Origin of the sequence: Brevundimonas sp. (assembly GCF_041648615.1) — a bacterium.
Classification (GTDB): domain Bacteria; phylum Pseudomonadota; class Alphaproteobacteria; order Caulobacterales; family Caulobacteraceae; genus Brevundimonas.
The window spans coordinates 1-22,406 of sequence record NZ_JBAZOS010000025.1 but is presented as its reverse complement, the minus strand read 5'-3'; the positions used below and the strand labels follow the sequence as shown (position 1 = coordinate 22,406).

The following is a 22,406-nucleotide window of genomic DNA, read 5'->3' as shown; positions in this document are numbered from 1 at the left end:
TTTCTCTCGTAATTTCTTGGCTTTGGCGGCTCAGGCGGCCTTTTTGGAAGAGATGACCGTAAAGGTCCCCTCCCCCGTCAACGTCCGACGCAGCGAATTGTCTTCCCGGATCGAGAAAACCACGATCGGAATGCCGGAGTCACGCATCAGGGCGATGGCCGAGGCGTCCATGACCTTCAGGTCCTTGGCCAGCACATCGTGATAGGTCAGGGTCTCGTACCGTGTCGCGGTCGGGTCCTTCTTGGGATCGGCCGTATAGACGCCGTCCACGCTGGTGCCCTTCAACAGGGCGTCGCAGCCCATCTCGGCGGCCCGCAGGGCGGCGCCCGAGTCGGTGGTGAAGAAGGGCGCGCCGACGCCGGCGGCGAAGATCACCACCCGGCCCTTTTCGAGATGACGCAGGGCGCGGCGGCGCACATAGGGCTCGGCCACGGCGTTCATGGTCAGGGCGCTCTGCACCCGGGTCTGGACGCCGATCTTTTCCAGCGCGGCCTGCATGGCCAGGGCGTTCATGACCGTGGCCAGCATGCCCATGTAGTCGGCGGTGGCGCGCTCCATGTCGCCGGCGGCCTTGCTCAGTCCCCGGAAGATGTTGCCGCCGCCGATGACGAGGCAGATCTCGACGCCCTCGCGCGCCACATTGGCCACGGCCTGGGCGACGGTGGCGACGGTCTTCTGGTCGATGCCATAGGCCTGATCGCCCATCAGCACCTCGCCCGAGACCTTCAGCAGGACGCGCTTGTAGAGAAACTCGGGCGGGGCGTCGGGCATGGGGCGGTCCTGGGCGGCGGATTCGGCTCCTTATAGGAAGCGAACCCGCCGGTTCAAAGGCCTGACTGCCCGGATTAGATCCGCAGAATGACCGTCTCGACGATCGGCCGCCGGTCCCAGATCTGCTGGCTGGCCTTCTTCAGCGCCCGCGAGACGGCCTGTTCGATGACCATCTCGTCCTCCAGCGCCGGGCCTTTCAGCTTCATCACCGCCTGTTCGGCGCGTTCCGCCAGATCGTCGAGGGCGTCGCCCAGCGGCGATTCCGCATCGCCCGGCAGGCCGATGGCCCGCACATCGATGTCGCTGACGATCTTGCCGCGCTTGTCCATGGCGAAGGTGACGATCAGCACGCCGTTGGTCGAGGCGTGACGCCGCTCATGCAGGGCCTCGCCCTGTTCGGTGACCAGACGCCCGCCGTCGACATAGAGCCGGCCGCTGGGCACTTCGTCGATGATGGCCGCCAGGCCGGGGGCCAGCCGCACCATGTCGCCGTTGCGGGGCGTGACCTGTTCGGCGACGCCGAGGTCCTTGGCCATATTGGCGTGCTCGGCCAGGTGACGGCGCATGCCGTGCGTCGGCACAGCGATGCGGGGACGCGCCCAGGCGTACATCTGCTTCATCTCGTCCCGGCACGGGTGGCCCGAGACGTGGACGTGCGGATGGTCCTTCTCGGTGTAGAGCCGCACGCCGCGGTCGGCGAGCCGGTCCTGCAGGGCGGCGATCGACAGCTCATTGCCCGGGATCACCCGCGACGAGAAGATGCAGTGGTCGCCGAGACCCAGCTTGATGACCGGGTGGGTCCCCTGCGAGGCGCGCGACAGGGCCGCGCGGTCCTCGCCCTGGCTGCCGGTGCACAGATACAGGATCTGGTCCGCCGGCCAGACCCGCGCCTCTTCCTCGGACAGGATGCGCTGGGTCTCGTCCAACAGGCCGACGTGGCGGGCCGCCGCCGTGATCCGGTGCATCGACCGCCCGGCCAGCACCACGCGCCGTCCGGCCAGATGGGCGGCCTTCATCACGCTGAACATCCGGGCCACGTTCGAGGCGAAACACCCGACCGCGATCCGGCCTGTCTTCAGGCTGCCGATCAGATCGATCAGCCCCTGCTGGGCGTCCGTCTCGGACCCGGCCTGTCCCTCGACGAAGACATTGGTCGAATCGCAGACCATGGCCAGCAGGCCGTCGTCGCCCAGCTTCTTGATGGCCGCGATGTCGGTCGGCCGGCCGATGACCGGGCTGGGGTCCAGCTTCCAGTCGCCCGTGTGAAACACGGTGCCCAGCGGCGTCTTGATCGCCAACGAGTTCGGCTCGGCGATCGAGTGGGTCATGGTGATCATGGTCACCTGGAACGGCCCCAGGTCGATCGTGCCGCCCAGCGGCACCTCGATGATCTTCACCTCATTGAGGATCCCCGCCTCGCGCAGCTTCTCGCGGATCAGGAAGGCGGTGAACGGCGTCGCATAGATCGGCGCCTTGATGCGCGACCACAGCCAGCCCAGGGCGCCGATATGGTCCTCATGCCCGTGGGTCAGGACGATGCCGCGGATCTTCTCGCCGTCCAGGAAGGCCGGATCGGGCACGATCACATCGACGCCGGGCGTCGACAGATCGCCGAAGGTCACGCCGACGTCGACCACCAGCCATTCGCGATTCGCCTCCGGCCCGTAGCCGTAGACATTCAGATTCATACCGATCTCGCCCGACCCGCCGAGCGGGACGAAGACGAGTTCGTCGTTGGTTTGCTTTTTCATAGTTCCTTGAGATGGGTATTCCGCCGCCAGATTTCGAGCAGGCCGCGGATAGTGAGGTCCGGATCAAACCGGTCGATGGAGTCTGTGGCGCCTTCGAACAGCGAGGCGACGCCGCCGGTGCCGATGACGGTCATGGGTTTCCCCCACTCCGCCTTGATGCGCGCGACCAGGCCCTCGATCAGGGCGACATAGCCCCAGAAGACGCCCGATTGCATGTTGGACACCGTGTCCTTGCCGATCACGCGGTCGGGCTTCTGGATGGCGATGCGGGGCAACATTGCGGCGGCCTCGTGCAAGGCCTGCAGCGACAGGTTGATGCCGGGCGCGATCACCCCGCCCTCGAAGGCCCCGTCGGCGGCGATGACGTCGAAAGTCGTGGCCGTGCCGCTGTCGATGACGATCAGGTCGCCCGGATAGACCAGATGCGCCCCGATGGCGTTGACCAGCCGGTCGGCCCCCGCCTCGCTCGGCTTGGTGATCCGCGCCGTCATGCCCAGATCGACATTGTCGCCGATGACCAGCGGTTCGACCGACAGATAGCGCCGAGACAGGTTCCTCAGATTGAAGATCGACTGCGGCACCACGCTGGAGATGATGCAGCCGTCCAGCTGGGCGATGGCCAGGCCGCGCATCGACAACAGCTGGCTCAGCCAGACCGCGTATTCGTCGGCCGTGCGGCTGGCCTCGGTCGCCGTGCGCCACTGGGCGATCCACTCGGCCCCGTCGTGCACCGCGAACAGCGTATTGGTGTTGCCCTGTTCGATCGCCAGCAGCATCACGCGGCCTCCCCGAAGAAGACGTCGCCGGCCGAGATCAGCCGCAGCGACCCGTCCGCCAGTCTCAGTTTCAGCGCCCCGTCCGCGGCCACGCCCTCGGCCCGGCCCTCGACCGTCTCGCGTCCCAGCCGCGCCACCGCGGGCCCGTCCAGCCCCGGCGTCCGCGTCTGCCAGGCGTCGAGGATGGGCTGGAAGCCCAACGTCTCCCACCGCTCCATCCACACCGCGAAGGCCCCGGCCAGCACGGCGGCGGCCGCCTCCACCGTCGGCGGCGTCAGCACGTCCCCGCGCAGGTGATGGACCAGCGCCGTCGCCGGCCGCTCGGTCCCTTCCGGCGCATGCGCCAGATTGACCCCGATCCCGACCGCCAGCCACAGGCCGCCGCTCTCGTGCGCCCCGGACTCGACCAGCACGCCGGAGGCCTTCTCGCCCGCCAGCATCACGTCATTGGGCCATTTGATCGTCACCAGCGACGGCGGCGCATACGCGTCCAGCAGGTCGGCGATGGCCAGGGCCGCCACGAAGGTCACCTGCGCCGCCTCGGCGGGCGATTTACGGGTCAATTGCAGCAGGGTGGAAAACAGGTTTCCCCCTTCACTCTCCCAATTGCGCCCCCTGCGTCCGCGCCCGGCCGTCTGCCGGCGCGCGACGATCCACAGCGGACCGGCCTCGCCGGCCTCGGCGCGGCGGCGGGCGTCCGCATTGGTGGAGTCGGTCTCTTCCAGCAGCAGGATCGGAGCGGCGGGCATCACGCCCTATCCGGCTCCGAACCCGACGGCGGCGGCGCGGCTCAGCGGCTCGATCCACGTCAGACCGACGATCACCAGCGGGAAGGAGAAGGCCGCCGCGGCCCAGGCGATGGTCTTCGCCTCGATCGGCGCCTTGTCGGTCGGCTCGACGCCTTCCGGCGCCTTGTCGAACCACATCAGCTTGATGACCCTCAGATAGTAGAAGCCGGCCACGACCGAGGCCACCAGGCCGGCGGCGCCGACCATCCAGTAGCCGGCGTCGGCGGCCGCGCCGAAGACGTAGAACTTGCCCCAGAAGCCCGAGAACGGCGGCATGCCCAGCACCGACAGCGACAGCACCGTCAGGGCGAGGGTCGTCACCGGCTTGTCCCTGCGCAGACCGGCCAGGTCGGAGATCGTCCGGATCGGCCGTCCGCCGCGCGACAGCGACAGCAGGATGGCGAAGAAGCCGAACTGGTCGATCACATACAGGGTCATGAACACCAGCATGGCCTGCACGCCCAGCGTCGTCCCCGCGGCGATGCCCAGCAGGGCGTAGCCGATGTTGGCGATCGAGGAATAGGCCAGCAGGCGCTGGAAATCCTTCTGCACCAGACCGCCGAATGCCCCGACCGCGAACGAAATCAGCGAGATCAGGATCAGCACCTGGGCCCACTGGTCATGCGAGCCGGCGAAAGCGCCTTCCAGAGTCCGCGCGATCAGCACCATGGCCGCGACCTTGGGGGCCGTGGCGAACAGGGCCACGACCGGCGTCGGCGCGCCCTCGTAGACGTCGGGCGTCCACATATGGAACGGCGCGGCCGAGACCTTGAAGGCCAGGCCGCAGATCAGGAACACCAGGCCGAAGATCAGGCCGGTCGATGGATTGGTCGCGGCGTAGGCGGCGATCTCGTCGAACCGCATCGAGCCGGTGAAGCCGTAGATCAGGCTGGCGCCGTACAGCAGCAGGCCCGACGACAGGGCGCCGAGGACGAAATATTTCAGCCCCGCCTCGGACGCCTTCAGATTGTCGCGGTGGAAGGCGGCCAGCACATACAGGGCCAGGGAATGCAGCTCGATGCCGATGTAGAGCGAGATCAGGTCGCCCGACGACGCCATCATCCCCATGCCGGCCGAGGCCAGCACGATCAGGATCGGATATTCGAACCGCGCGATCTTCTCGCGATGCATCCAGCCGCCGCCCAGCACGATGGCCACGGCGCTGGACAGGAAGATCAGCGCCTTGCCGTAGACGGCCAGCGGATCGGCCACATAGGCGCCGTTGAAGGCCTGCCCCAGCGGACCGGTCACGGTCACGGCGGTGGCGGCGACCAGCAGGGCCACCGACAGGATCGACACCAGCCGGGCGCTCTTCTCGCCCATGAAGGCGCCGAGCATCAGCAGCGCCAGACCGCCGACGGCGAGCGTGCTCTCCGGGGCGGACAGGCGCAGGGCGAAATCTAGATCAGGCATCATCGTCTCACCCGCCGATCGCAAGTTGATAGGCGGAAGTCAGGGCCTCGACCGAGGCGGCGGTGTAATCCAGCACCAGACCGGGCTGCACGCCCAGCCACAGGGTGCCGATGATCAGCGGCGCGAAGATCAGCAGCTCGCGCCTGTCGACATCCGTGATCGCCTTCATCGCCGGATTGGTGATCTCGCCGAACATGACGTTGCGGTACAGGGTCAGGGCGTAGACCGCCGAGAAGATCACGCCCGAGGCGGCGAACAGGGCCGTCCAGGTCGAGACGCCATAGACGCCCGTCATGGTCAGGATTTCGCCGATGAAGCCCGAGGTGCCCGGCAGGCCGACATTGGCCATGGTGAACAGCAGGAAGATGGCCGCGAACCACGGCATCCGCGCGGTCAGGCCGCCGTAAAGGGCGATCTCGCGGGTGTGCATCCGGTCATAGACCACGCCGACGCAGAGGAAGAGCGCGCCCGAGATCAGGCCGTGGCTCAGCATCTGGAACACCGCGCCCTGCACGCCCAGGGCGTTGCCGGCGAAGATGCCCATGGTCACGAAGCCCATATGCGCCACCGACGAATAGGCGATCAGCTTCTTCATGTCCGTCTGCCGGAAGGCGACCAGCGAGGTGTAGACGATGGCGATGGCCGACAGCACGAACACCAGCGGCGCGAACATCTTCGACGCGTCGGGGAACATGGGCAGGTTGAACAGGATAAAGCCGTAGCCGCCCAGCTTCAGCAGGATGCCGGCCAGGATGACCGAACCCGCCGTCGGCGCCTGCACGTGGGCGTCGGGCAGCCAGGTGTGCACCGGCCACATCGGCATCTTGACCGCGAAGCTGGCGAAGAAGGCCAGCCAGAGCAGCGGCTGGGCCGCCGGGCTGAAGGCGTATTCCTTGAGCGCGGGGATGCTGGTGGTGCCCGTCTCGGCCGCCATCCACAGCATGGCCAGAAGCATCAGCACCGAGCCCAGCAGGGTGTAGAGGAAGAATTTGTACGAGGCGTAGATCCGGTTCGCCCCGCCCCACACGCCGATGATGATGAACATCGGCACCAGGGTGCCTTCGAAGAAGATGTAGAACAGGAACAGGTCCAGTGAGGTGAAGACCCCGATGACCAGGGTCTCCAGCACCAGGAAGGCGATCATGTAATCGACCACCCGGTCCTTGATCGTGGTCCAGCTGGCGAGAATGCAGATCGGCATCAGGAAGGCCGTCAGCAGCACGAACAGGATCGAAATCCCGTCCACGCCCATGTGGTACTGGGCGCCCGCGAACCAGTCGTATCGCTCGACGAATTGGTAGGTCGCCAGCTCCGGCTTGAACTGCATAACCAGAACGGCGGAGACCGCCAGAACGGCCATGGTCGTAATCAGGGCGATCCAGCGCGCCGCGCCGTCGGCCCGGCCCTTGTTGACCAGGCCGGCCAGCAGGATCAGTCCCGCGCCGACCAGCGGCAGGAAGGTGACGACGCTGAGGATGAAGGGGATCTGGGGCAAGATCAGGCTCCCCACGCATAGATGGCGAAGGCGAGGAAACCGGCCACGCCGAGCAACATCACGAACGCATAGTGATAGACATAGCCTGACTGGATTTTCGCCAGCCGGGCCGCGGATTTCAGCGACGCCCAGGCCGCGCCGTTCGGGCCCAGCCCGTCGATGATCTTCACGTCGCCGACCTTCCAGAACAGATCGCCGATCGCCTTGGCGCCCTTCACGAACACGGCGTCATACAGCTCGTCGAAATACCATTTGTTGTAGAGGAAGGCGTGGATGACCCCGCCCCGGTCGGCCATGCGGCGCGCCATGCCTTCCTTCAGGACATAGAGCCAGAAGGCGGCGAAGGTGCCGATCAGCGTCAGGATCAGCGGCGACCATTTCACCCAGGTCGGGACCGAATGGCTCTCGTGCAGGACGTGGTTGTCCGGCCCGGTGAAGATGGCGCCCCGCCAGAAGGCGTGCTCGCCGTCGCCGATGAAGTAAGGCGCGAACACCAGACCGGCCCCGACGGCGCCGACCGACAGCAGCAGCAACGGAACCAGCATCACCCATGGGCTCTCGTGCGGCTTCAGCGGGCCGTGATGACCGTGGTCGTCGTGCGCATGGTCGTCGTCCGCGATCGGCTCGGAATGGGTTTCCAGCTGGGCGTGCGAGGCGTGGTCGTCATGCGCATGATCGTCGTGATGCGCGTCCTTCCACACCGGCTTGTTGTGGAAGGTCATGAACACCAGCCGCCACGAATAATAGGCGGTCAGGCCGGCGGCCAGGATGCCGACCATGAAGGCGAACAGCCCCATGGCGCTGTGGCCGTTGGCGAACGAGGCGAAGGCGCTCTCGATGATCGAGTCCTTCGAATAGAAGCCCGCGAAACCGCCGACGCCGGGGATGCCCAGGCCGGTGATGGCGATGGTGCCGATGGTCATCACCGCATAGGTGACCGGCAGCAGCTTCCACAGCCCGCCCATCTTCCGCATGTCCTGCTCGTGATGCATCCCGTGGATCACCGAACCGGCGCCGAGGAACAGCAGGGCCTTGAAGAAGGCGTGGGTGAACAGGTGGAACATGGCCGCCTGATAGGCGCCGACGCCCGCCGCGAAGAACATGTAGCCGAGCTGCGAGCAGGTCGAATAGGCGATGACCCGCTTGATGTCGTTCTGGGCCAAACCGACCGTGGCCGCGAACAGGGCCGTGACCGCGCCGACCAGGGCGACGATGGCCGAGGCGACCGGGGCGTATTCGAAGATCGGGCTCAGCAGGCAGACCATGTAGACGCCGGCCGTGACCATGGTCGCGGCGTGGATCAGGGCCGACACCGGCGTCGGGCCCTCCATGGCGTCGGGCAGCCAGGTGTGCAGGAAGAACTGGGCCGACTTGCCCATGGCGCCGATGAACAGCAGGAAGGCCGCCAGATCGATCGCCGACCAGGTGTGGCCGAGGAATTCCCAGCCCGTACCCGCCTTCGAGGCGATCATCGGGAACAACTCGGCGAACTGGATCGTGCCGAACATCCAGAACACCGTGAAGATGCCCAGGGCGAAGCCGAAGTCGCCGACGCGGTTGACCACGAAGGCCTTGATGGCGGCGGCGCTGGCCGTGGACTTCTTGTACCAGAAGCCGATCAGCAGATAGGACGCCAGCCCCACCCCTTCCCAGCCGAAGAACAGCTGCATGAAGTCGGCGGCGGTGACCAGCGCCAGCATGGCGAAGGTGAACAGCGACAGATAGGCGAAGAACCGCGGCTTGTCGGGGTCCTCGGCCATATAGCCCCAGGAATACAGGTGCACGAGCGACGACACCGTCGTCACCACCACCAGCATGACCGCCGACAGGGCGTCGATGCGGATCGACCAGACCGACTGGAAGTCGCCGACGTTGATGAAGGGGAACAGCTCGACCGTGAAGGCCTGCAGTCCGCCCCAGATCCACTGGCTCAACACGATCCAGGCGATCGCGCACGAGAAGAACAGCAGGCCGGTGGTGATGGATTTGGAAATCAGGTCGCCGAGCCGTCGGCCCGACAGGCCGACGATGGCCGCGCCGAGCAGCGGGGCGAAGACGCCGAGGGTGACGAGGGTCTCGAGGTTCACGATCAGCCCTTCATCACCGAGGCGTCATCAACCGCGATGTCGCCGCGGTTGCGGAAGAAGGTCACCAGGATGGCCAGACCCACGGCAGCCTCGGCGGCCGCGACGGTCAGGACGAACATGGCCATGATCTGCCCCTGGACGTCGTTGAGATAGGCCGAGAAGGCGACGAAATTGATGTTCACGGCCAGCAGGATCAGCTCGATCGACATCAGGATGATGATAACGTTCTTGCGGTTCACGAAGATGCCGAAGACGCCGATGGTGAACAGGATCGCGCCCACCGCCAGATAGTGCTGCAGGGTGATTTCCATCAGAGCAGATCCTCGGACGAGATGCCGGCGCCGGTGGTCACCGACTTGACTTCCATCGCCGTCTTCGCGTCGCGGCCGACCTGGCGGGCGATGTTCTGGCGTTTGATGTTGGGCTTGTGACGCAGGGTCAGCAGGATGGCCCCGATCATGGCGATCAGCAGCACGATCCCCGCCGCCTGGAAGATGTAGACATAGTCCGTATACAGAACGCGCCCGATGGCCTCGACATTGGACATCCCGTCGGTCGCCGCCACCGGCCCGATCGAGTCCGACGCCGCGCCCCCGCTGACCACGGCCAGCGAGATGATGATCATCTCGGCCAGCAGTATCCCCGCCACGATCATCGCCAGCGGCAGGTAGCGGGCATAGCCCTCGCGCAGCTTCACGAAGTCCACGTCCAGCATCATGACGACGAACAGGAACAGCACCGCGACCGCGCCGACGTAGACGACGACCAGCAGCATGGCCAGGAACTCGGCCCCCAGCAGCACGAACAGCCCCGCCGACGAGAAGAAGGCGAGGATCAGCCACAGCACGCTGTGCACGGGGTTCTTCGCCGTCACGACCATCAGGCCGCCCAGCACGGCCACCGCGGCCAGCAGATAGAAGGCAATGCCTTGCAACATCGGAGGCCTTCGCCCCTTTCGGACTGTGGGCGGCGATCCCGTTCAGGAATCACGGCCCGGTGAGCGTGTGCGCCTTACCGGTAAGGCGCGTCGAGTTCCAGATTCTTTGCGATCAGTCGTTCCCAGCGGTCGCCGTTGGCGAGCAGCCGGTCCTTGTCATAGAGCAGTTCCTCGCGGGTCTCGGTCGTGAACTCCGAGTTCGGACCTTCCACGATGGCGTCGACCGGGCAGGCCTCCTGGCACAGGCCGCAGTAGATGCATTTGACCATGTCGATGTCGTAGCGCGTCGTGCGGCGGCTGCCGTCGGCGCGCGGCTCGGACTCGATGGTGATGGCCTGGGCCGGGCAGATGGCCTCGCACAGCTTGCAGGCGATGCAACGTTCCTCGCCGTTGGCGTAGCGGCGCAGGGCGTGCTCGCCGCGGAAGCGTGGCGACTGCGGATTGCGCTCGAACGGATAGTTCACCGTGGCCTTGGGCCGGGCCATGTATTTGAACGACAGGCCGATCGCGCCGATGACGTCGATCAGCAGCGCGCCCTTCGCGGCCTGGACGAGACGGTTCATCATGACGGTCTGGCTCCGGAAACGCCGCGGCAAAGCTCTTCCTTGCGCGGGTCGTCGTCCTTGGTGATGCGGCACAGGCGTTCGCGCTCGGCCTGCTGGCGCTGGATTCCCTCCTGGCGGCGTTCCCATTGGTAGACCGACACGGGATCGGCCTCATAGGTCGGAATGGTGCAGGCGCCGGCCATGGACGCCAGCAGCACGAGGGTCAGGATCCGGCTCATGCGCCCACCGCGAACACGCGCCAGGCGGCGACCGCGACGACGCAGACCAGCGAGGTCGGCAGGAAGATCTTCCAGCCCAGGCGCATCAGCTGGTCATAGCGGTAGCGGGGCACGAAGGCCTTCACCAGGGCGATCATGAAGAAGGCCACAACGATCTTGCCCAGGAAGGTGATCAGATAGATGGCCTGCTCCAGCCAGCCCGGCAGGGCGTCCAGCCACATCTGCGGCACGCCCGGGTTCCAGCCGCCGAAGAACAGCAGGCTGATCATGGCGCACATGAAGACGATGTTGGCGTATTCGCCGATCATGAACAGCAGGTACGGGGTTGAGGAATATTCGACCTGATAGCCAGCCACCAGTTCCGACTCCGCCTCGGGCAGGTCGAACGGCGGGCGGTTGGTCTCGGCGAGGGCCGAGACGAAGAAGATCACCGCCATCGGGATCATCACCACGATGGTCGGCCACGTCCCTGCCCCGCCGCCGAAGGCGAACCAGTTCCAGAACATGCCCTGCTGCTGCTCGACGATCGAGGTCAGGTTCATCGTCCCGGCCAGCAGGATGACGTTGATGATCACCAGACCGATGGAGACTTCATACGAAACCATCTGCGCCGCGCTGCGCAGCGATCCCAGGAACGGATACTTCGAGTTCGAAGCCCAGCCGCCCATGATGATGCCGTACACGCCCAGCGAGCTGATCGCGAAGATGTAGAGGATGCCGACGTTCAGGTCCGAGATGACCCAGCCCGGCGCGAACGGAATGGCCGCCCAGGCGATGAAGGCCAGGATGAAGGTCAGCAGCGGCGCCAGCAGGAACACCACCTTGTCGGCGCCCGCCGGCACGATGATTTCCTTGAGCACGAATTTGAAGAAGTCGGCGAAGGACTGCAGCAGGCCGAACGGCCCGACCACATTGGGTCCCTTGCGCATCTGCACCCCGGCCCAGATCTTCCGGTCCGCCAGCAGCAGGAAGGCCAGCGAGATCAGGATGCCGACGGTGACGAGCAGGATTCCGCCGATGGTGGCGAGCGTCCAGCCGAGCGGGGTGGTCCAGAAATCCATCGGTCCTTACTCCGCCGCCATCGCGACCGGGGCGATCCGCAGGGCGGACAGCTCGGCCATGGTCACGCTGGCGCGCGTGATCGGGTTGTTCAGATAGGGGTCTCGCACCGCCGAGGCGAAGGCGACATCGCCCAGGTCGCCCTTCTTGCCCAGCGAACCGGTGTCGAACGCCGCCGGCGTCGGCAGGTAATCGATGCGGCCGAAGGTCGGATGATCCGCCATCAGCTTCGCGCGCAAGGCGTCGAGGGTGTCGTACGGCAGGGTCTGCCCCACGCGGGCCGACAGCGCCCGCAGGATGGCCCAGTCCTCCTTCGCCTGTCCCTTGGGGAAGACGACGCGTTCGGCCATCTGCACCCGGCCCTCGGTGTTGACGTACAGGCCCGACTTCTCGGTATAGGCCGCGCCCGGCAGGATCACGTCCGCCCCGTGCGCGCCCCGGTCGCCGTGGCTGCCCAGATAGACGCGGAAGGCGTCCGACGCCGTCGGCTCGACCTCGTCGGCGCCCAGCAGGAACAGCACGTCCAGCGCGCCCGGCTTCAGCATCTCGCCGGCCGTCTTGCCGCCGGCCGCCGGCACGAAGCCCATGTCCAGACCGGCGACGCGCGAGGCGGCCGTGTGCAGCACATTGAACCCATTCCAGCCCTCGACGACCGCGCCGACCTTCTTGGCCAGGGCGCCGATCGCGTTCAGCACCGCCGGTCCGCCGGCGCCCGACAGCGCCCCGCCGCCGACGATGATCGCCGGCCGCTCGGCCTTGGTCAGGGCGTCCAGCGCCGCCTTGGGCAGCTTGCCCAGGGTCTTCGATCCCGCGCCGAGATAGCTGTATTCATAGGTCAAATCAGCCTGTTCTCCGATCAGGCCGATTTCGCTCGTCCCCGCCAGCCACGCCTTGCGCAGACGGGCGTTCAGCAGCGGGGCCTCGGTGCGCGGGTTCGACCCGACGATCAGCACGGCGTCGGCCTTTTCGACCCCGGCCAGACCCGAGTTGAACAGCCAGCTCTCGCGCGGGCCGTAACCCAGGGCCGACCCGTCCTGACGGCAGTCGGTGTTGGCCGAGCCGAGGGCGCGGAACAGGTCCAGCGCCGCCTTCATCGATTCCGCGTCCTGCAGGTCGCCGGCGATGACGCCGATCCGGTCGGCCGCGGCCGCCTTCAGCTTGCCGGCCACGGCGTCCAGTGCCTCGTCCCAGGTCGCCGCGCGCAGCTTGCCGTTCTCGCGCACATAAGGCTGGTCCAGCCGCTGACGCTGCAGGCCGTCGACCGCGTAGCGGCTGATGTCCGACAGCCACTCCTCATTGATGCCCTCGTTGACCCGCGGCAGGACGCGCATCACTTCCGCGCCCTTGGAGTCGGCGCGGATGTTCGAGCCCAGGGCGTCCATGACGTCGATGGTCTCGGTCTTCTTCAGCTCCCACGGGCGATAGTGGTACTGCCACGGCCGATGGGTCAGGGCGCCGACGGGGCACAGGTCGTTGACGTTGCCCGACAGCTCGCTGTCGATGTTCTTCTCGAGATAGGTGGTGATCTCGGCGTCCTCGCCGCGCGAGATCATGCCGATGTCCGGCACGCCGGCGACCTCGGTGATGAAGCGGACGCAGCGGGTGCACTGGATGCAGCGGGTCATGAAGGTCTTGACCGTCGGACCCATGTTCTTTTCTTCGACCGCGCGCTTGTTCTCGGCGTAGCGCGAGCCGTCGCGGCCATAGCCGATCGACTGGTCCTGCAGGTCGCACTCGCCGCCCTGGTCGCAGATCGGGCAGTCCAGCGGGTGGTTGATGAGCAGGAACTCCATCACCCCTTCGCGCGCCTTCCTGACCATCGGCGTGTCGGTGAAGATTTCCTGGCCCTCGGCGGCCGGCAGGGCGCACGACGCCTGCGGCTTCGGCGGTCCGGGCTTCACCTCGACCAGGCACATGCGGCAGTTGCCGGCGATCGACAGCCGCTCGTGATAGCAGAAGCGCGGAATCTCGTGCCCGGCGCGCTCGGCGACCTGCAGCACGGTCATCCCGGGCTCGAACTCGGTTTCTACGCCGTTGACCTTGGCGACGGGCATCAGCGGGCCTCTTGCTCAGTCGCCACGGAATACACTTCCGTGGCGGTCGTCCCATTCGGGAGCGTCGTGTTGATGGTGATGGCCTCGCCGTCAAGGACGAAGCGCGTCACCGGGTCTCCGGACTGGTTCATCCAGCGGTTCTGTTCGGGGTTGGCGGCCCCGACCTGTTTCCAGGTGACGACGTCGCCCTCGATCCGGCACTGGGCCCGGCGGCGTCCGCCGTCGACCGGCGCGCGCCACGAGGCGTTGACGACCTGGCCCTCGGCGCCGTCGATCTGGATGGCCGACAGGTCCTGGCCATGGATGGCGGCCAGCCCGGCCCTGCAGACCCCACGCAGATCGGCGGCGTTCAGCACCACCGGCACGCTGGCCTCGGCGGCGGACGCCGGGTTCACGGCCGGGACCTTGTCCGCCGGCGTCGGCGCGGGCGCGTCGGCGCGCTCGCCGCAGGCGGCCAGCACGAGGAACAGACCCGACAGGAGAAGCGACGCACGCATCATCGGCCGCACGCTCCCTCGCGCACGCAGTCCTCGATGAGCGTCTTCCAGCGCGCATAGCCGGGCGGCGTCAGGTGAAGATCGTCTTCGGTCACGGCCGGGTCCAGCCGGTCGGCGCCGGACAGGAAGGGCGTGTGGATGTCGATCCAGCCCGCGCCGTTCGCGCGGGCGGCCTGCTCCAGCCGGGCGTTCAGGTCGCGGATGCGGCCGTCGAATTCGGGCTGGCGCGGCAGGACGCTCTCGACCACCAGCTGCGTCTGCGGCAGGGCGGCCTTCCACAGCGCCAGCACCTGGCCGACGTTGGCGGCGATGGTCTCGGGCGTATAGCCGTTGGCCAGATCATTGGTGCCGATCATCAGAATGATGCGGGCCGGCCTCGCGGCCGTGACCTGTCCGGACCGGGCCAGGACGCCGTCGGACCGGTCGCCGCTGACGCCGTAATTGCGCACCGGCATGCCGGGAAACAGGGCCGCCCAGTCGCCGCCCTCGGTGATGCTGTCGCCGACGAAGGCGACGCCCGTCCCGTCCAGCGGCGCATAGCCGGCGAACAGGGTGGTCCGCTCGCGGTAGTGGCCGACCAGCCAGGGGTCCGTATAGACCGCGGGCGGCGCGACGCCGGCCGACTGCGGGGACGCAGCCTCGACCCCATCCGGTCCGCTGCCCGCCCACGCGGGCGCCGCGGCGCCGGACAGCAGTCCGGTTCCGATCAGCAGTCCCGCGAGGATGGCGCGCGTTGAACCCAAGGCCCTACTCCGCCGCGATCGCGTGGCCGGCGAAGTTCGCGCGGCGGCTGCGGTAGGAGGCGATGCGATCCTCGATCTCGTGACGGAAATGCCGGATCAGACCCTGGACCGGCCAGGCCGCCGCGTCGCCGAGGGCGCAGATGGTGTGGCCCTCGATCTGGGTCGAGACCTCCAGCAGCATGTCGATCTCGGACGGATCGGCCTCGCCGACGGCCATCCGCTCCAGCACGCGCCACATCCAGCCGGTGCCCTCGCGGCACGGCGTGCACTGGCCGCAGCTCTCGTGCTTGTAGAAATAGCTGATGCGGGCGATGGCGCGGACCAGATCGGTCGACTGGTCCATGACGATCACCGCCGCCGTGCCGAGGCCCGACTTCATCTCGCGCAGGCTGTCGAAATCCATCAGCGCGACTTCGCTCATCTCGCGCGTGATCAGGGGCACCGAAGAGCCGCCCGGGATGATGGCCTTCAGATTGTCCCAGCCGCCGCGCACGCCGCCGCAATGGTCTTCCAGCAGCTGACGCAGCGGGATCGACATCGCCTCCTCGACATTGCACGGCCGGTTCACATGGCCGCTGATCGACATGATCTTGGTGCCGGTGTTGTTCGGCCGGCCGAAGCCCGCGAACCACTCGGCCCCGCGGCGCAGGATGGTGCCCACCACCGCGATCGACTCGACGTTGTTCACCGTGGTCGGGCAGCCGTACAGGCCGGCCCCGGCCGGGAACGGCGGCTTCAGCCGCGGCTGGCCCTTCTTGCCCTCCAGCGACTCCAGCAGGGCCGTCTCCTCGCCGCAGATATAGGCCCCGGCGCCATGGTGGATATAGACGTCGAAATCCCAGCCATGGATGTTGTTCCTGCCGATCAGCTTCGCCTCATAGGCCTGCTTGACCGCCGCCTCCATACGCTCGCGTTCCAGCACATATTCGCCGCGCAGATAGATGTAGCAGGCGTGGGCCTGCATGGCGAAGCTGGCGATCAGACAGCCCTCGATCAGCAGCTGCGGATCGTGGCGCATGATCTCCCGGTCCTTGCAGGTCCCGGGCTCGGACTCGTCGGCGTTGACGACCAGATAGTGCGGCCGGTCCTTCACCTCTTTCGGCATGAAGGACCATTTCAGCCCCGTGCCGAAACCGGCCCCGCCGCGTCCGCGCAGCCCCGAATTCTTGACGTTGGTGATGATCCAGTCCCGACCGAGGTCGAGCATGTCCCTGGTCGCGTTCCACGCGCCGCGCTTCTTCGCGCCCTCGAGGCCCCAGTCCTGGAGCCCGTAGAGGTTGGTGAAGATGCGATCCTTGTCTTCGAGGATTCCGACCATGATTCAGTCCATCTCCGCCATGCGGCGGCGGTGATAACGCGTGCGAAGGAAGATGGCGGCCAGCATCAGGGCCCAGCCGACGGCCAGGCCGGCGTAACCGGCCCACTGCACCATCGGACCGGCGCCGCCGGCATAGCTGGCGCCCCAGACAGCGACAGCGCCCAGAACGACCAGCACGAACCCCGCCAGCCGCTGGTTGCGGCCGACCGTGCGCAGTTCGGCGCGGTAAGCGGCGATCTTCGCGTCATCGGTCAGGTCGGGGCGCGTCATGCGACCACCGGATCGCTGTTGGGCAGCTTGTCGATCTTCGCCGCCGCCGAGCCGTCGTAAAGGCTCGGATCGGTCAGGGTCAGGGCCCCGCCTTCCGGCTCCGAGCTGGCGCGACCGACCCGGCTGCCCGGCTTCGGCTTCTTGCCGGCGGCGAAGTCGTCGATGATCTGCGCCATGCTCTCGGCGGTCAGGTCCTCGAAATAGTAGTCGTTGATCTGGGCCATCGGCGCATTGGCGCAGGCGCCCAGGCATTCGACTTCCTGCCAGGTGAAGCGGCCGTCGGCGCTCAGCGTGTCCTTCGGCCCGATCTTGTTCTTGCAGACCGTCATCAGCTCGCCGGCGCCGCGCAGGGCGCAGGGCGTCGTGCCGCAGACCTGGATCAGCGCCGCCGTGCCCACCGGCTCCAGCATGAACATGGTGTAGAAGGTCGCGACCTCCAGCACCCGGATCCAGGGCATGCCCAGCAGCTCGGCGATGGCGCGGATGGCGGGCTCGGAGACCCAGCCCTCCTGCTTCTGCACCAGCCACAGGATCGGGATCACCGCCGACTGACGACGGTTCTCGGGATATTTGGCGATCCACCAGTCGGCCTTGGCCTTCGTCGCCTTCGAGAAGGCGAACGCGGCGGGCTGTTCCTTGGCGAGACGACGAACGCTCATCAGACTTCCATTTCAGAGGCGACGACGCCTTCGCCCATCATTTTCTTACGCACGGTCAGCACCTTGTGCGCGCCCTGGCGGCTCAGGAGGAAGTTGTGCTTCCACACATCCCCGCCGCTGTCGGTCACGGTGTAGCCGACCACCGCCCAGCCCTGGCGGACGAGATCGCTCAGGGGCCTGTCGTTCACCGGTCCACTTCCCCGAACACGATGTCCAGCGAGCCGAGGATGGCGGAAACGTCCGCCAGCATGTGGCCGCGGTTCATCCAGTCCATGGCCTGCAGCGAGCGGAAGCCCGGGGCCGAGATCTTGACCCGGTACGGTTTGTTGGTGCCGTCAGAGACCAGATAGATGCCGAACTCGCCCTTGGGGGCCTCGACGGAGGCGTAGACCTCGCCCTCGGGCGTCCTGAAGCCCTCGGTGTAGAGTTTGAAGTGGTGGATCAGCGCTTCCATCGAGCGCTTCATCTCGCCGCGCTTGGGCGGGACGACCTTGTTGTTCTCGGTCATCACCGGCTCGCCGGGGCAGTTGCGCAGCTTGTGGATGCACTGCTCCATGATGTGCACCGACTGCTTCATCTCCTCGATGCGGCACAGGTAGCGGTCCCAGCAGTCGCCGTTCTTGCCCACGGCGATGTCGAACTCGAGATCGGCGTAGCATTCGTAGGGCTGCGACTTGCGCAGGTCCCACGGAATGTCCGAGCCGCGCAGCATCACCCCGGTGAAGCCCCAGTCCAGCGCCTGCTGTTTCGACACCACGCCGATGTCGACGTTGCGCTGCTTGAAGATGCGGTTCTCGGTGACCAGGGACTCGATGTCCTTCAGCGCCGCCGGGAATTCGCGGCACCAGCGGCCGATATCGTCGACCAGCTCCATCGGCAGGTCCTGGTGGACGCCGCCGGGACGGAAGTAGTTGGCGTGCAGACGGGCGCCGGAAGCGCGCTCGTAGAACACCATCAGCTTCTCGCGTTCCTCGAAGCCCCACAGCGGCGGCGTCAGGGCGCCCACGTCCATGGCCTGGGTGGTCACGTTCAGCAGGTGCGAGAGGATGCGCCCGATCTCGGAATACAGCACCCGGATCAGCTGGGCCCGGTACGGCACGTCCACGCCCAGCAGCTTCTCGATGGCCAGGCAGAAGGCGTGCTCCTGGTTCATCGGCGCGACATAGTCGAGGCGATCCAGATAGGGCACGTTCTGCAGATAGGTCCGCGCCTCCATCAGCTTCTCGGTGCCGCGGTGCAGCAGGCCGATGTGCGGATCGACGCGGGTGACCAGCTCGCCGTCCAGCTCCAGCACCAGGCGCAGCACGCCGTGCGCGGCCGGATGCTGCGGGCCGAAATTGATCGTGAATTTGCGGTCGTCCAGCGCGCGGGCATGGTCGGTCAGGCCGTCGTCGAAGACGTCGGTGGCGCCGATCGGCAGGGGGGTGTTGTGTCCGTCAGCCATCAGGCCTTGCTCCCCGCCAGCCCTTGCGCCTTCTCGTCGCCCGGCAGGACCGGCAGCGGATATTCCGCGCCCTCCCACGGCGACAGGAAGTCGAAATTGCGGAACTCCTGGGTCAGTTTGACGGGCTCATAGACCACCCGCTTCTGCTCCTCGTCGTACCGGACCTCGACATAGCCGGTCATGGGGAAGTCCTTGCGCAGCGGATGTCCCTGGAAGCCGTAGTCGGTCAGCAGCCGGCGCAGGTCCGGATGGCCCTCGAACAGCATGCCGTACATGTCGAACGCCTCGCGCTCGAACCAGTCGGCGCAGGGGAAGACGCCCACGGCGCTCGGGACCGGCTGGACCTCGTCGGTCGACAGCTTGACCCGCACCCGCGCGTTCCGCGTCATCGACAGCAGGTGATAGACCACCTCGAACCGCTCGGCCCGGTCGGGGAAGTCGACCCCGCACAGGTCCAGCAGCTGATGGAAGCCGAACCGGTCCTTCAGCGCCGTCAGCACCGACAGGATGTTGGCGCGCGTGGCGATCAGCGTCAGCTCGCCGAACGCGATCTGCGCCTCGACGCCCAGTTCGCCGACCATCTCGGCGCCCAGCGGCGTCAGGGCGGTCTCGATCTCTTCGATACGGGCGAGCGCGTTCATCGGTCGATCGTCCCGGTGCGGCGGATCTTCTTCTGCAACTGCAACAGCCCGTACAGCAACGCCTCCGCCGTCGGCGGACAGCCGGGCACATAGACGTCGACAGGTACAACCCGGTCGCAACCGCGCACGACGCTGTAACTGTAATGATAATACCCGCCGCCGTTGGCGCACGAACCCATGGAAAGCACGTAACGCGGGTCCGGCATCTGATCGTAGACCTTGCGCAGCGCCGGCGCCATCTTGTTGGTCAGGGTGCCGGCCACGATCATCAGGTCGGACTGACGCGGGCTGGCGCGCGGGGCCATGCCGAACCGCTCCATGTCGAAGCGCGGCATCGACGCCTGCATCATCTCCACGGCGCAGCAGGCCAGTCCGAAGGTCATCCACATCAGCGAGCCCGTCCGGGCCCAGTTGATGACGTCGTCCAGCGAGGTGGTGATGAAGCCGCGCTCGCCCAGCTCGGCGTTCACGGCCTCGAAGAATTTGTCGTGGATGGCCGGATCATAGCCCTCGACCGACGACCGGGCGCCGGTGTTGAACATGGTCGTGCTCATCGGCCCGGCCAGGCGCGAGGACGCGGGCCCCACGGGCGAACTGCCCTGGTTGCCGACGCCGATCAGCGGGACGGTGTTCGTGGTCGTCACTCCCATTCGAGCGCGCCCTTCTTCCATTCGTAGATAAAGCCGACGGTCAGCACGCCGAGGAACACCATCATCGACCAGAAGGCGAACACCATGCCCGCCTGCGACAGGTCGAACATCGACACCGCCCACGGGAACAGGAAGGCCACCTCCAGATCGAAGATGATGAAGAGGATCGACACCAGATAGAAGCGGACATCGAACTTCATCCGCGCGTCGTCGAACGCGTTGAAGCCGCACTCATAGGCCGACAGCTTCTCGGAGTCGGGGTTCTTCGGGGCCAGGACCCACGCCGCCAGCATGAAGCCGAGGCCGAGAACCGCCGCGATCCCGAGAAAGATCACGATCGGCAGATATTCGAGAAGGAATGCATTCATCCGGGGGGACCTCGGCCGCCCTTGATGGGAGGGGCGGATTCGGCGCTTTCTAGCCGCTGAACCGCGCCCGTTCAAACCCATGTGACGAAAGGTTTTTCTTGAGAATGGTTCGCAGAAAATCCGACCCGGCCCGGGGCCGCCCGAACGGCGCGGGAACGGATGAAAAACTGTCCCGAACGCTCTTATCGTCGCTTGACAGTGCGAGCCGCCCCCGCCTAAACGACGCCCCTCGCCGCGACGCACCTTTCAGCGCCGCGGCCGGGATACGCGGGTGTAGCTCAGTTGGTTAGAGTGCCGGCCTGTCACGCCGGAGGTCGCGGGTTCGAGTCCCGTCACTCGCGCCACTTCTCCTGACCGGAGAGGTGGCGCGGACCCCCTCCCCCCGCTCCTCACATCGGCGACGTTACCGCGGTTTCATCCCCGCGCCGCACTCTTGCCTTATTCCGCTACAAACGTAACACTACAAATGTAGCAGGAACCCACGGCATGATCGAAACCCTTCCCCGGCGCGAGCGCGAAGTGTTCGAGATCCTGTGCCGGCTGGAACAGGGCACGGCGGCGGCGGTGCGTCAGGCCATGGCCGGCGCGCCCAGCGACTCGGCCGTGCGGACCCTGCTGACCCGGCTTGAGGCCAAGGGGCTGGTCGGACACCACAGCGAGGGGGCGACCTATGTCTACGCCCCCGTCCCCCATCCCGAGGCCGTCGCCGCCGGGGCCCTGAACCGCCTCGTCGACACCTTCTTCGCCGGCTCGGCCGCCAGCGCCGCCACCGCCCTGCTGGGTTTGACGAAAAGGCTGAAGCCCGACGAACTGGCGGCCCTCGAGCGAGCGATCAGAAATGCCCGGGAGCGGGGATCGTGACCGCCGTCTTCCTGGCCCTGCTGGCCAAGTCCAGTCTCGTCGCCGGCCTGGCCCTGACGATCGTCTGGCTGCTGACCGGACGGTCGCCGGCGGAGCGGGCGGCCCTGCTGCGGGCGGCCGTCGTCCTGCTCGTCGCCCTGCCCCTGATCGCCCTCGCCGGACCCGACCTGACGATCTGGCTGGCCGCGGCGCCCCCGCCGCCGGAGACTCTCATCCTGCCCGCCGGAAGCGTCGCCGCCTCCGCGCCGGCCCTTGCGGCGCCCGCCCTGTCGACCTGGTTCGCCCTGGTCTGGGGACTCGGCGCCGCCGGTCTCCTCGCCCGCTTCGGCCTCGGGATTCTGACGCTGGCCCGCTGGACCCGCGCCGGCGAGGCCGTCTCCGATCCGGCATGGACCGCGCCGCTCGCCCGGTTGGCGGGGCGATCCCGTCCGCGGCTGCTGGCGACCCGCCGCATCGCCTCGCCCCTCAGCTGGGGCGTGCCGCCGGGCGTGGTCCTGATCGGCGCCGCCCAGTTGAACCAGCCGCGCGACGCCGAGGCCGTGATGGCCCACGAACTGGCCCACATCCGCCGCCGGGACTGGCTGTTCCTCGCCCTGTCCCGCGTCGCCACGGCCCTGTTCTGGTTCAACCTCCTGGTCTGGCTGTTGCAGGCCGAGCTCGGCCGGCTGTCCGAGGAGGCCGCCGACGCCGAGGCCCTGCGCCATGTCGACCGGGAAACCTACGCCCGCACCCTGCTGGGTCTGGCCGCCGACTTCACCCCCCTGGCCGCCACCGGCATGACCGGACCGGCCCGTTCCCTCGCGAAAAGGATCAACAAGGTCATGACCCAACGCCGTCCCGTCTCGCCCCGTCCCCTCGCCATCACGGTCACCGTCGGCGTCCTTCTGGCCGTCGCCACGCCGCTGGCGGCCGTGGAACTGTCCGTCAGGGACGCGCCCGCGGCGCCGCAGGCCCCGGTCGCCCCGCCGCCGCCGCTGCCTCCGTTGCCGCCCCTGCCTCCGGTCGCCCCGCTCGAGGCCGCCCTGCCCCCTCTGCCGCCC

Annotated in this window: 25 protein-coding genes and 1 tRNA gene; 3 read left to right on the top strand and 23 right to left on the bottom strand. The window is 67.2% G+C overall.

Translation table 11 applies throughout. The features are described from left to right. Positions 1 to 30: 30 nt before the first annotated feature. The 23 genes from pyrH to WC555_RS10385 form a co-directional block, all read right to left on the bottom strand. The gene (pyrH, locus tag WC555_RS10495; protein ID WP_300467992.1) at positions 31 to 771 is read right to left on the bottom strand and encodes a UMP kinase; all 741 of its coding nucleotides are present in this window, start codon (positions 769 to 771) and stop codon (positions 31 to 33) included. Between the two features lie 74 nt (positions 772 to 845). Then, positions 846 to 2,522 (bottom strand): ribonuclease J, encoded by a 1,677-nt coding sequence (locus WC555_RS10490; RefSeq protein ID WP_373253381.1) that lies wholly within the window; start codon positions 2,520 to 2,522, stop codon positions 846 to 848. Beyond that, complete coding sequence (locus WC555_RS10485; RefSeq protein WP_373253379.1) at positions 2,519 to 3,301, bottom strand: type III pantothenate kinase; 783 nt, start codon at positions 3,299 to 3,301, stop codon at positions 2,519 to 2,521. Before WC555_RS10485 ends, WC555_RS10490 begins: the two co-directional genes overlap by 4 nt. After that, on the bottom strand, positions 3,298 to 4,047 hold the full coding sequence (locus WC555_RS10480; RefSeq protein WP_373253378.1) for a biotin--[acetyl-CoA-carboxylase] ligase: 750 nt from the start codon (positions 4,045 to 4,047) through the stop codon (positions 3,298 to 3,300). The genes WC555_RS10485 and WC555_RS10480 overlap by 4 nt, the downstream gene beginning before the upstream one ends. A 6-nt stretch (positions 4,048 to 4,053) precedes the next feature. Next, the gene (nuoN, locus tag WC555_RS10475) at positions 4,054 to 5,499 is read right to left on the bottom strand and encodes an NADH-quinone oxidoreductase subunit NuoN (protein ID WP_373253377.1); all 1,446 of its coding nucleotides are present in this window, start codon (positions 5,497 to 5,499) and stop codon (positions 4,054 to 4,056) included. A 7-nt stretch (positions 5,500 to 5,506) separates the two neighbouring features. Further along, entirely contained in the window at positions 5,507 to 6,985 is a 1,479-nt protein-coding gene (locus tag WC555_RS10470) for an NADH-quinone oxidoreductase subunit M (RefSeq protein ID WP_373253414.1), read from the bottom strand. Between the two features lie 11 nt (positions 6,986 to 6,996). Further along, a complete protein-coding gene (gene nuoL / locus WC555_RS10465) occupies positions 6,997 to 9,081 on the bottom strand; it encodes an NADH-quinone oxidoreductase subunit L (RefSeq protein ID WP_373253376.1) in 2,085 nt (694 codons plus the stop codon). 2 nt (positions 9,082 to 9,083) lie between these two features. Continuing rightward, a complete protein-coding gene (gene nuoK, locus WC555_RS10460; RefSeq protein WP_292025854.1) occupies positions 9,084 to 9,392 on the bottom strand; it encodes an NADH-quinone oxidoreductase subunit NuoK in 309 nt (102 codons plus the stop codon). Continuing rightward, entirely contained in the window at positions 9,392 to 10,018 is a 627-nt protein-coding gene (locus WC555_RS10455) for an NADH-quinone oxidoreductase subunit J (RefSeq protein WP_373253375.1), read from the bottom strand. The genes nuoK and WC555_RS10455 overlap by 1 nt, the downstream gene beginning before the upstream one ends. A 74-nt stretch (positions 10,019 to 10,092) precedes the next feature. Then, positions 10,093 to 10,584, bottom strand: a complete 492-nt coding sequence (gene nuoI, locus WC555_RS10450) for an NADH-quinone oxidoreductase subunit NuoI (protein WP_300468008.1) — start codon at positions 10,582 to 10,584, stop codon at positions 10,093 to 10,095. Beyond that, a complete protein-coding gene (locus WC555_RS10445; protein WP_373253374.1) occupies positions 10,581 to 10,802 on the bottom strand; it encodes a hypothetical protein in 222 nt (73 codons plus the stop codon). The genes nuoI and WC555_RS10445 overlap by 4 nt, the downstream gene beginning before the upstream one ends. Then, complete coding sequence (nuoH, locus tag WC555_RS10440) at positions 10,799 to 11,863, bottom strand: NADH-quinone oxidoreductase subunit NuoH (protein ID WP_373253373.1); 1,065 nt, start codon at positions 11,861 to 11,863, stop codon at positions 10,799 to 10,801. The genes WC555_RS10445 and nuoH overlap by 4 nt, the downstream gene beginning before the upstream one ends. Positions 11,864 to 11,869: 6 nt before the next feature. After that, positions 11,870 to 13,915 (bottom strand): NADH-quinone oxidoreductase subunit NuoG, encoded by a 2,046-nt coding sequence (gene nuoG, locus WC555_RS10435; protein WP_373253372.1) that lies wholly within the window; start codon positions 13,913 to 13,915, stop codon positions 11,870 to 11,872. After that, positions 13,915 to 14,415, bottom strand: a complete 501-nt coding sequence (locus WC555_RS10430; RefSeq protein WP_373253371.1) for a hypothetical protein — start codon at positions 14,413 to 14,415, stop codon at positions 13,915 to 13,917. The genes nuoG and WC555_RS10430 overlap by 1 nt, the downstream gene beginning before the upstream one ends. Further along, positions 14,412 to 15,155, bottom strand: a complete 744-nt coding sequence (locus WC555_RS10425; protein WP_373253369.1) for a GDSL-type esterase/lipase family protein — start codon at positions 15,153 to 15,155, stop codon at positions 14,412 to 14,414. Before WC555_RS10425 ends, WC555_RS10430 begins: the two co-directional genes overlap by 4 nt. 4 nt (positions 15,156 to 15,159) lie before the next feature. After that, positions 15,160 to 16,473, bottom strand: a complete 1,314-nt coding sequence (gene nuoF, locus WC555_RS10420; protein WP_373253368.1) for an NADH-quinone oxidoreductase subunit NuoF — start codon at positions 16,471 to 16,473, stop codon at positions 15,160 to 15,162. A gap of 3 nt (positions 16,474 to 16,476) precedes the next feature. Beyond that, positions 16,477 to 16,743 carry a hypothetical protein gene (locus WC555_RS10415; RefSeq protein WP_373253367.1) on the bottom strand — a complete coding sequence of 89 codons (267 nt, stop codon included), beginning with the start codon at positions 16,741 to 16,743 and terminating at the stop codon, positions 16,477 to 16,479. Continuing rightward, positions 16,740 to 17,402 carry an NADH-quinone oxidoreductase subunit NuoE gene (gene nuoE / locus WC555_RS10410; RefSeq protein ID WP_373253366.1) on the bottom strand — a complete coding sequence of 221 codons (663 nt, stop codon included), beginning with the start codon at positions 17,400 to 17,402 and terminating at the stop codon, positions 16,740 to 16,742. Before nuoE ends, WC555_RS10415 begins: the two co-directional genes overlap by 4 nt. Beyond that, positions 17,402 to 17,590 carry a hypothetical protein gene (locus tag WC555_RS10405; protein WP_373253365.1) on the bottom strand — a complete coding sequence of 63 codons (189 nt, stop codon included), beginning with the start codon at positions 17,588 to 17,590 and terminating at the stop codon, positions 17,402 to 17,404. The genes nuoE and WC555_RS10405 overlap by 1 nt, the downstream gene beginning before the upstream one ends. Next, entirely contained in the window at positions 17,587 to 18,846 is a 1,260-nt protein-coding gene (locus WC555_RS10400; protein ID WP_373253363.1) for an NADH-quinone oxidoreductase subunit D, read from the bottom strand. Before WC555_RS10400 ends, WC555_RS10405 begins: the two co-directional genes overlap by 4 nt. Then, positions 18,846 to 19,460 (bottom strand): NADH-quinone oxidoreductase subunit C, encoded by a 615-nt coding sequence (locus WC555_RS10395; protein ID WP_373253413.1) that lies wholly within the window; start codon positions 19,458 to 19,460, stop codon positions 18,846 to 18,848. Before WC555_RS10395 ends, WC555_RS10400 begins: the two co-directional genes overlap by 1 nt. 23 nt (positions 19,461 to 19,483) lie before the next feature. Then, a complete protein-coding gene (locus WC555_RS10390) occupies positions 19,484 to 20,158 on the bottom strand; it encodes an NADH-quinone oxidoreductase subunit B family protein (protein ID WP_373253361.1) in 675 nt (224 codons plus the stop codon). Further along, a complete protein-coding gene (locus WC555_RS10385) occupies positions 20,128 to 20,505 on the bottom strand; it encodes an NADH-quinone oxidoreductase subunit A (protein ID WP_298100386.1) in 378 nt (125 codons plus the stop codon). The genes WC555_RS10390 and WC555_RS10385 overlap by 31 nt, the downstream gene beginning before the upstream one ends. 267 nt (positions 20,506 to 20,772) lie before the next feature. Here WC555_RS10385 and WC555_RS10380 point away from each other — a divergent pair. The 3 genes from WC555_RS10380 to WC555_RS10370 form a co-directional block, all read left to right on the top strand. Then, positions 20,773 to 20,849 (top strand) — tRNA-Asp (locus WC555_RS10380). A 142-nt stretch (positions 20,850 to 20,991) separates the two neighbouring features. Beyond that, complete coding sequence (locus WC555_RS10375) at positions 20,992 to 21,366, top strand: BlaI/MecI/CopY family transcriptional regulator (RefSeq protein WP_373253360.1); 375 nt, start codon at positions 20,992 to 20,994, stop codon at positions 21,364 to 21,366. After that, a partial coding sequence (locus WC555_RS10370; RefSeq protein WP_373253359.1) for a M56 family metallopeptidase occupies positions 21,363 to 22,406 on the top strand: 1,044 nt, incomplete at its 3' end. The genes WC555_RS10375 and WC555_RS10370, both read left to right, overlap by 4 nt.

Excerpts from the sequence above, each read along its gene's own strand:
- pyrH (WP_300467992.1), bottom strand. The coding sequence starts at position 771 with ATGCCCGACGCCCCGCCCGAGTTTCTCTACAAGCGCGTCCTGCTGAAG.
- WC555_RS10490 (WP_373253381.1), bottom strand. The coding sequence starts at position 2,522 with ATGAAAAAGCAAACCAACGACGAACTCGTCTTCGTCCCGCTCGGCGGG.
- WC555_RS10480 (WP_373253378.1), bottom strand. The coding sequence starts at position 4,047 with ATGCCCGCCGCTCCGATCCTGCTGCTGGAAGAGACCGACTCCACCAAT.
- nuoN (WP_373253377.1), bottom strand. The coding sequence starts at position 5,499 with ATGCCTGATCTAGATTTCGCCCTGCGCCTGTCCGCCCCGGAGAGCACG.
- nuoK (WP_292025854.1), bottom strand. The coding sequence starts at position 9,392 with ATGGAAATCACCCTGCAGCACTATCTGGCGGTGGGCGCGATCCTGTTC.
- WC555_RS10455 (WP_373253375.1), bottom strand. The coding sequence starts at position 10,018 with ATGTTGCAAGGCATTGCCTTCTATCTGCTGGCCGCGGTGGCCGTGCTG.
- nuoI (WP_300468008.1), bottom strand. The coding sequence starts at position 10,584 with ATGATGAACCGTCTCGTCCAGGCCGCGAAGGGCGCGCTGCTGATCGAC.
- WC555_RS10445 (WP_373253374.1), bottom strand. The coding sequence starts at position 10,802 with ATGAGCCGGATCCTGACCCTCGTGCTGCTGGCGTCCATGGCCGGCGCC.
- nuoH (WP_373253373.1), bottom strand. The coding sequence starts at position 11,863 with ATGGATTTCTGGACCACCCCGCTCGGCTGGACGCTCGCCACCATCGGC.
- nuoG (WP_373253372.1), bottom strand. The coding sequence starts at position 13,915 with ATGCCCGTCGCCAAGGTCAACGGCGTAGAAACCGAGTTCGAGCCCGGG.
- WC555_RS10430 (WP_373253371.1), bottom strand. The coding sequence starts at position 14,415 with ATGATGCGTGCGTCGCTTCTCCTGTCGGGTCTGTTCCTCGTGCTGGCC.
- nuoF (WP_373253368.1), bottom strand. The coding sequence starts at position 16,473 with ATGGTCGGAATCCTCGAAGACAAGGATCGCATCTTCACCAACCTCTAC.
- WC555_RS10415 (WP_373253367.1), bottom strand. The coding sequence starts at position 16,743 with ATGACGCGCCCCGACCTGACCGATGACGCGAAGATCGCCGCTTACCGC.
- nuoE (WP_373253366.1), bottom strand. The coding sequence starts at position 17,402 with ATGAGCGTTCGTCGTCTCGCCAAGGAACAGCCCGCCGCGTTCGCCTTC.
- WC555_RS10400 (WP_373253363.1), bottom strand. The coding sequence starts at position 18,846 with ATGGCTGACGGACACAACACCCCCCTGCCGATCGGCGCCACCGACGTC.
- WC555_RS10390 (WP_373253361.1), bottom strand. The coding sequence starts at position 20,158 with ATGGAAGAAGGGCGCGCTCGAATGGGAGTGACGACCACGAACACCGTC.
- WC555_RS10385 (WP_298100386.1), bottom strand. The coding sequence starts at position 20,505 with ATGAATGCATTCCTTCTCGAATATCTGCCGATCGTGATCTTTCTCGGG.
- WC555_RS10375 (WP_373253360.1), top strand. The coding sequence starts at position 20,992 with ATGATCGAAACCCTTCCCCGGCGCGAGCGCGAAGTGTTCGAGATCCTG.